The 2,471-nt window shown below is 74.7% G+C and carries 1 protein-coding gene; it reads left to right on the top strand.

What is annotated here, in order from left to right; translation table 11 throughout:
• Positions 1 to 2,471: type I polyketide synthase (locus tag MXD58_RS29025; protein WP_250611349.1), on the top strand; the 2,471-nt coding region annotated here is incomplete at both ends.

Below are 2,471 nucleotides of genomic sequence, written 5' to 3' on the forward strand. Positions count from 1 at the left end.
CCGTGACAGCGTGCGACCTGCGGAACGCGGACGCCGTGGCCGGCCTCGTGGCCGATCTGGCCGCCGCGGGCTCGCCGGTGCGCGCGGTCGTGCACGCCGCCGCCGTCATCGAGCTGGCCCCGCTCACCGCCCTCACCGCGGCGGATCTCGCCAGCGTCGTCACCGCGAAGGCGCTCGGCGCGCGCACCCTGCACGACGCCCTCGCCGACACCCCGCTGGACGCCTTCGTGCTGTTCTCCTCCATCGCGGGAGTGTGGGGCAGCGGTGACCACGGCGCCTACGCGGCCGCGAACGCCTATCTCGACGCGTTCGCCCAGTGGCGCCGTGACCAGGGCCTGGTCGCGACCTCGATCGCCTGGGGGGTCTGGGACAGCTCCGAGGTGTGGGCGAGTTCCGCCACTCCGGACGGCCTCGATCTCGACCGGGTCCGCCGCCAGGGCCTGCCGTTCCTCGACCCGGAGGTGGCGATGACGGCCATGGCGAAGGTCCTCGCCGACGACGAGACGAACATCGCCGTCGCCGACGTCGAGTGGGAACGCTTCGCGCCGGTGTTCACCTCGGCCCGTCCCAGCCCGCTGCTCAGTGAGATCCCGCAGGTCCGGCAGGCGCTGGGCGCCGACGGGGACGCGGTGAACGGCGCCGGCACCGACCGGTCCGCCGTGACGCCGGCGGAGTCGGCGCTCGTCGAGCGGGTGCGGGGCCTGCCCGTGGCCGAGGCCGGCCGAGTGCTGCTGGACCTGGTCCGGACCGAGGCGGCCACGGTGCTCGGGCACCGCGGCGCCGGGGCGGTCGACGCCGTCCGTGCGTTCCGTGAGCTCGGGTTCGACTCACTCACCTCGGTGGACCTGCGGAACCGGCTGAGCGCGGCCACCGGTCGACGCCTGCCCGCCACGCTGGTCTTCGACTACCCGAACCCCACCGCACTGGCCGACTTCCTGCGCGGCGAACTCGCCGGTGCCGCGGCGAACGACACGCCGGCCGCTCCCCGCCGCGCCACGACCAGTGCCGCAACCGGCGCCGTGCCGGGAGCCGACGACGAGCCGATCGCGATCCTCGCGCTCGGCCTGCGTTTCCCCGGCGGGGTGCGGACCCCGGAGGATCTGTGGCAGGTGCTGGCGGCCGGCGAAGACGTCGTGGGCGATTTCCCGACTGACCGCAACTGGGACCTCGACGCGCTCTACGATCCCGACCCCGACCATCCCGGCACCTCCTACACCCGCCGGGGTGGCTTCCTGCGCGACGCCGGGCACTTCGACCCCGACTTCTTCGGCATCTCGCCGCGGGAGGCGCTGGCGATGGACCCGCAGCAGCGGCTCCTGCTGACCACCTCGTGGGAGGCGTTCGAGCGGGCCGGGATCGAACCGGGTTCGCTGCGCGGCGCCCCGGTCGGGGTGTTCGTCGGCGCGAACTACCAGGACTACGTCCTCGGCGCGGCGGCGTCCCCCGACAACGCCGAGGGGCATCTGCTCACCGGGGGCGCACCGAGTGTGCTCTCCGGCCGGCTCGCCTACACCTTCGGCCTGGAGGGTCCGGCCCTCACGATCGACACCGCCTGCTCGTCGTCGCTGGTGGCCCTGCACCTGGCGAGCCAGTCGCTGCGGCGCGGGGAGTGCTCACTGGCGCTCGCCGGCGGTGTCGCGATCATGGCGACTCCGGGGGCGTTCGTCGGTTTCAGCCGCCAGCGGGGCCTGGCCGTCGACGGTCGCTGCAAGGCGTTCTCCGCCGCCGCGGACGGTATGGGCATGGCGGAGGGCGTCAGCATGCTGCTGCTGGCCCGCCTGTCCGACGCCCGCAGCGCCGGGCATCCCGTCCTCGCCGTTATCCGCGGCTCGGCGGTCAACTCCGACGGGGCGAGCAACGGGCTGACCGCCCCCAACGGACCGTCCCAGCAGCGGGTGATCCACCAGGCGCTGGCCGGTTCCGGTCTGCGCGCCGACGAGATCGACGCGGTCGAGGCGCACGGGACCGGAACTTCCCTCGGCGATCCGATCGAGGCCCAGGCCCTGCTCGCGACCTACGGTCAGGGACGGCCGGCGGACCGGCCGCTGTGGCTCGGATCGTTGAAGTCGAACATCGGGCACACCCAGGCGGCGTCGGGCGCGGCCGGCGTCGCCAAGATGGTCCTCGCCCTGCACCACGGCGTGCTCCCGCGGACCCTGCACGCCGAGGAACCGTCGCCGCACGTCGACTGGACGGCGGGCGCGGTCCGGCTGCTCACCGAGTCCGTGCCCTGGCCCGGCCTGGGCCGGCCGCGCCGGGCCGGGGTGTCGTCGTTCGGCATGAGCGGCACCAACGCCCACCTCGTCCTCGAGGAGCCACCGCCTCCGCCACCGGCACCGGGAGCGGCCGGTGGTGAAGTCGATCCCGCGGCCGAGCCGACCAGTGCCGTGGCCGGCGAGTCCGTGGCCGGTGGACAGGATCCGCCCGCCCTGCCGTGGTTGATCTCCGGCCGCACGCCGGCGGCGCTGCGC

Source organism: Frankia sp. AgKG'84/4, from assembly GCF_023242965.2.
GTDB lineage: Bacteria > Actinomycetota > Actinomycetes > Frankiales > Frankiaceae > Frankia.